Here is a 5,892-nt window from a genome sequence, read left to right on the forward strand (position 1 = left end):
CCGATCCACAACGGCACCTACCGGGCCCGGGCCGCCTTCCTCGACCCGACCGTCGCGCCGACCTCCCCGCTCGCCGACTTCCCGACCCGCTGGCGCTTCCGCAGCTCCGGGACCGGGCGCACCATGTACCCGCGGACCTGGACGGCCGACGGCCTGTCCGTCGCCGTCGACGCCGCGCACGACAGCGTCCCCGTCGAGCGGCGGATCTACCGGGCGGACGGCCGGACCTACCACTGGGCGGGCGAGGCCTACGGCGTCCGCATCGAGGGGCTCTCCCGCGACGGCCTGCACCTGGCCCACCGCCCGTCCGACATCCAGCCCATGGCGGAGTGGCAGCCCCGTCGCGAGGTGGGCAGCTCCCCGGACACCCGGGTCTGGCTGGGCACCCAGCCGCTGTCGGTCGCCCGGGTGCTGTTCGACTCCGGGCAGGAAGGCCTGCGGATCACCCTGCCGGTGCGCACGGTCGTCGACGGCCCGCTGCCGGCCCACATGCCCCTGCTCGCCCGGGCCGAGATGCAGCACCGGGTGGACACCTACGTCCGGGAGCGGATGCTGGAGGCGGCCGGGCCCGGCGGACAGCCCCGGCTGGTCACCGTCCGGCTCGACTTCGACCCGCCGCACGGCGAGGTCTTCTCCTCCATGCTGCTGCGCCCCGACGGCCTGTCGGACGCCGAATCCCTCCTGGGCCCGCTGGCCCTCTCCGGCCCGCACCGCGTGTTCGCCTGGCAGACCCAGGAACTGGGCAACCTCGCGACCCCGGTCGAGCAGCTGCTCGCCGTGCACGGGGGGCCGCGCGTCCCCACCGACCTGCGCGAACCCGGCCCGCTGCGGGAGAACGAGCAGCCGCCCGCCGTCGTCCCCGGCTGGGACCAGCAGAGCGTGCGGCACCTGGCGAACATGGACGTGCGGTTCAGCGAGCGGGCGCTCGCCGCCGACCCGCGCGACCTGCCCGCCGACCGGAGCCTGCCCCACGAGTGGAACGCCCTCGACAGCCGCTGGGCCGCGCTGCGGGTCCTGGAGGACCACGAGCGCCGGCACGGCTCGACCGTCGGCGAGATCGTCCGCGGCACCATCGGCGACGTCATGGTCGAGGTCCACGTCGAGGACGCCCAGATCGTCCGCGTCACCGGTGTCGGGGACCAGCGCGGGCTGCCGCAGCTGCACGTGCCGCCGTTCGTCCCCGACCCCGGCGCGGGGCCGCACCACACCAGCTCCGAGACGGCGGCCCCGCGCCGGGCCGGGGCCTCCGCCTGGCAGTCCGCCGACCTCGACGGCACGGTGACCGGCGCCCCGCGCCGCCCGCCCGCCACGGTGGGCGACCAACTGCGGACCGTCCTGCCCGGCGGCGCGGTCCGGATCGCCGCCGTGCACCTGGACCCGGCGGTCGGCCACGGTGCCCCGGCCGCGCAGCTCCCCTCCCGCTGGCACCGCTCCGCGCTCGACCCCGGCACCGTGTACTACCCCGAGCACTGGGGCGAGGCCGATCTCGCCGCGCACGTCACCGCCGCGCTCGGCCACCCCGTCCTCGTCCGTCACGAGGGCGACGGCTCGCGGGTGGTGGTCGGCGAGTCCGAGGGCGTCTGGATCGAGGGCCGGTTCGGGCCCGACGGCACCCTCTACTACCACCGCCCCGCCCCGTACCAGGGCTACGACAACCCGGACTACCACGGCCCCGCCGCGACGACCGCCCGCCGGGGCGAGGACGTCGCGCTGAACGGCCTCGGGCCGGTGCGGGTCCGCCGCGACCTCATGTTCGACGGCTCGGAGGTCCTGCGGGTCACCGCCCGGGTCCGGCTGGTGGGCACGGAGGGCACCACCGCCGCCGACCTGCGGCAGGCCCAGGCCGCGCTGCGGGCGTCCGCCGAGGAGTACCTGGACGGCCACCGGGCCGGCAGCCCCACCCGCCTGGAACTCCGGCTGGAGTTCACCCGGGACACCGACGCCACCGAGGTCCGGCTCGTGCCCGGGCAGGACCCCACCGTCCAGCAGGCCGTGCCCCGGCTGCACGAGGCCGCGGGCACCGGCCGGCTGGCCGAGGTCCTGGCCTCCGAGCGGCAGCCCCAGGCGCCGGAACCGCCGCGCACCGTGTCCGGCGAGGGGATGCTCGACGGCCGCCGGCAGTTCTTCACGGCCGACGCCTGGGACCACCCGACCGAGGGCCGCAACCTGCCGCGCGAGTGGACCGCCGACGAGGCCCGCTACGCCGCGAGCGTGGTCGCGGGCTCGGCGCACCGCGCCCCGGCCGGACCGGTGCCGCCCGGCGGCACCGCCGCGCCCGAGCTGCGCCACGGCACCTTCGGCGGGGTGCGGCTGACGGTGCGGACGGAGAACGGCCGCATCACCGACTTCTGGGGCCAGCCGGACCAGCGCATGCCGCAGCAGCTGACCGGCCGCCGCCCCGAGCCGCACCAGCTGCTCGGGACCCGGGAGGTCCGCCCACCGACGGACCCCTTCGACCACGCCCTGGACGCCCGTGAGCTCCAGCGGTTCTCGGTGAGCCGGATCGGGCTCGCCGACGGTGACACCGAGTCGGTGGTGACCGTCCGGGTGCACCTGGACGTCAGCCGGCTGGACCTGGCGGACCCGCGCACCGTGCGCCGGCTCGACGAACTGGTCGACCGGGCCCGTGCCGGGCTGGCCGAGACCCACAACGGCGACCAGCGGCTGCCCAGCGGCGACCGGCTGCGGGTACGGGTGGAGTTCGTGCCCGACCCCGCCGCCGCGCACCGCACCGTCGAGGTCCACCCGGACCCGATCCGGGCCGGCCACGACCGGTGGGACCTCGGAACCCCGGCCACGATCCTGGTCCACGAGCTCGGCCACCACCTCGGACTGGCCGACGAGTACCGGGAGAGCACCTCCCGCCCCGACCGCCGCCGCCCGGTCGCCCTCGACGGCGGCCTGATGAGCTCCTACACCCGCGACCGCCGCAACCGGACCGCCGTCGACACCAACTACCGGGCGTCCGTCCCGGGCGTCCCCGACCCCCGCCCGGTGCTGCGCGCGCGCAACCTGTGGCAGCTGGGCTCCGTGATCGACACCGCCTTCGGCACGGACCGCGGGCCCGCCGGGGACGGCACCCGCCCGCCGCGGCCCCGGGTGAACGCGGACGCCCGGCGCATCGCGCTGTACGGCGACCTCGGCGGCACCGGCCGGCGCACCTTCGGCGGCGGGCGCGACGGCGGCGGCCACCTGTTCCCACCACCCGGCGCCGACCGGCCGCAGCCGACCCGGATCCCGGGCTCGGAGAACCGCAACGGCACCTTCCGGGTGTTCGGCGGCCCGGCCGACGGCGTGGGCGCCGACCCGGCCGGGCCGGCGGGCGACCTGGACGTGTCGGCGGCGGCCCGGGCCCGGGGGCGCACCATGTTCCCGGAGCACTGGTCGGCCGACGACGCGGTCTACGCGGCGGAACAGGCCTACCAGCACGCGCTGCGCCGGGGCGGTGACGCGTTCACCGAGCGCGGCCCGAACTCCTGGACGTGGACCGGCGAGTACGGCGGCGTGCGGATCGAGGGCCGGGTCGACCTGCGGGCCGAGCACCGGGCCGAGGGCCACCGGGTCGAGGTCCCCGAGATCGTCGCCTTCCGCCCGTCCGACGACCAGAGCGGTCTGGGCGTGGCCTCGCACCTTCCGTGGCACCCGTTCCCGACCGGCTTCGACCAGCGGTCCGGCGACCTGCTGCGCTACGGCGACCGGCAGACCCTCACCGGCGTCCACCACCAGCCGCCGGAGCGGTCCTGGGCCGGTGACGGGACCGCCTCCCTGGTCGACCAGGCCGGCCAGCGCCGGGGCATCCGGATCGGGACCCCCTTCGCCGCCCACCCCAACGGGACCTACCGCGCCCAGGTCTGGTTCCTCGACCCGGTGGTCGCTCCGCGGGCCCCGGCGGAGGCGTTCCCGTCCCGCTGGCACGTGCGCGCCGACAGCCCGTCCAACACCTTCTACCCGCGGGAGTGGCACGCCGACCACGTCCTGGACGCCGTCGAGGAGGCCCACCGCAACCGCGACCGGGCCGACGACCGCCGGGTGAACGGCGCCGTCCACTGGACCGGTGTCAGCGACGACGGCGTGCGGATCGAGGGCCTCACCCGGGACGGCCGGCACCTGATCCACCGTCCGACGGACGAGCAGCCCGGTGTCGTCCTGCCGCCGGACGCGCCGAGGTCCGCCCCGCTCACCGAGCCGACGGCCTCCGGCGCCGGCCGGCGCCCCGCCACCATCGACGCGATGTCCCTCAGCCCGGTGCCGCCCGGCCACGTCAGCCCGGAGCTGCGCGCCGACGCCGGTCGCGGCCTGCCCCGGGAGTGGACGGCGGCGGAGCGCCTCTTCGCGGCCGCCAACGGCCGGCGGACGGGGGAGGAGGAACTGGTCGAGGGCGGGTTCCGGGTGCGGGTGGTCTTCGCCGGTGCCGAGATCACCGTGATGCGGGACGAGCAGTACCGGATCGTCGACTTCGCCCTCGTCGAGGGCCACACCCCACCGCCCCAGTTCACCGTCCGGCTGCCGGAGCGCGGCACCGGACGCCAGGTCGTCCCGGGCCCGGCCGAGCGGCTGTTCGCGCCCGGTCCGCCGGAGTCGGACGGCGGTTCGCCGCCGCGCACCCCGGGGGGCGAGGACGGCACCTGGCCGAGGACGCCGGGTGACGACAGCGACGGGTGGCCCACCACGCCCGGTTACGACGGCGGGTCGCTGCCGCGCACGCCCGGCTATGACGGCGGGTCGCTGCCGCGCACGCCCGGTTACGACGGCGGTTCGCTGCCGCGCACGCCGGGGGGCGAGGACGAGTCCGGTCCCTTCGACGGCCGTCACCGCGTCGACGAGGACGAGGCCATGGACCTGGACCGGGAGCCCGGGGACGAGGACATGGAGTACTACACGGACTCCACCCTCGACTACCTCTCCACCGACGACGACATGGAGTCGGTGCACGACGGCTCCGACACCAGGTCCGTGGACATGGAGTCGGTCCACGACACCGACACCGACGCCGACTCCGACATGGGCTCCCGCCCGGACACCGACGGTGCGCCGGGCCGGGTGCGCCCGGCCCACGAGGCGCCGCCGCCGAACCTGGCGATCGTCCGGGTCCTGCGGACGGTCGAGGTCGAGGCGCCGGCCGACCCGGCGCTGCACAGCAGCACGGCGACCCGCCTCCGCGGCTTCCAGGCCAACCGCGCCGTCCTGGTGGACGGCCGGCCGGCGGTCGAGGTCGTGGTGCGGATCCACCTCGACACCTCCGGCCTGCCGGCCGGCGAGGATCACACCGCGGCCCTGCGGAACCTGCGCCGGCGCGCCCGGCAGGGCGTCGACGAGTACTACAACACCGGCCACCGCCTTCCCGACGGCGATGCCCTGGTGGTGCGGGTCGAGTTCACCGACGACCCGGGCCGGGCGCACCACCAGGTGGAGGTCCGGACCCCCGCCCCGGGGGAACGGATCCGCGAGCATTCGGGTCTCTGGGGCCTGGACACCGAACGGACCGTGCTGGCGCACGAGTTCGGCCATCTGCTCGGCCTGCCCGACGAGTACCGGGAGCGGCGCGTCCGGGTGGAGACGACCGACGAGGACGGCGAGTCCTCGGTCGTGGTGCGGGAGATCCGCCCCCGGCCCTCGCACCTCGACGGCACCTTGATGGGCGGCACCCACGCCGGCAACAACCGGATCCGGTTCGACCAGGACGCCGGGATCATCTCCGACGACACGGACTTCCGGTTCACGCTCGCGCCGCGGCACCTGCGGGAGCTGGGCCGGGCGATCGAGGACGCGCTCGGTCCGGGGGCGGGGGCGCCGGTGAGGGGTGACCTGCCGCGTCGGGCCGCCTTCGGGCGGGACGCCCTGCAGACGTCGACGTTCGGTGACACCCGTAACCCGGGTGGCCATCTGCTGCCT

The 5,892-nt window shown here is 76.6% G+C and carries 1 protein-coding gene; it reads left to right on the forward strand.

The annotated features are described in order from the left end of the window. Nucleotides 1–5,892, forward strand: a 5,892-nt coding sequence (locus ACFXAM_RS37475) for an EndoU domain-containing protein (RefSeq protein ID WP_380298271.1), incomplete at both ends; no start/stop codon positions are given.

It is taken from the genome of Kitasatospora sp. NPDC059462, assembly GCF_042749955.1.
Taxonomy (GTDB): Bacteria; Actinomycetota; Actinomycetes; order Streptomycetales; family Streptomycetaceae; genus Kitasatospora.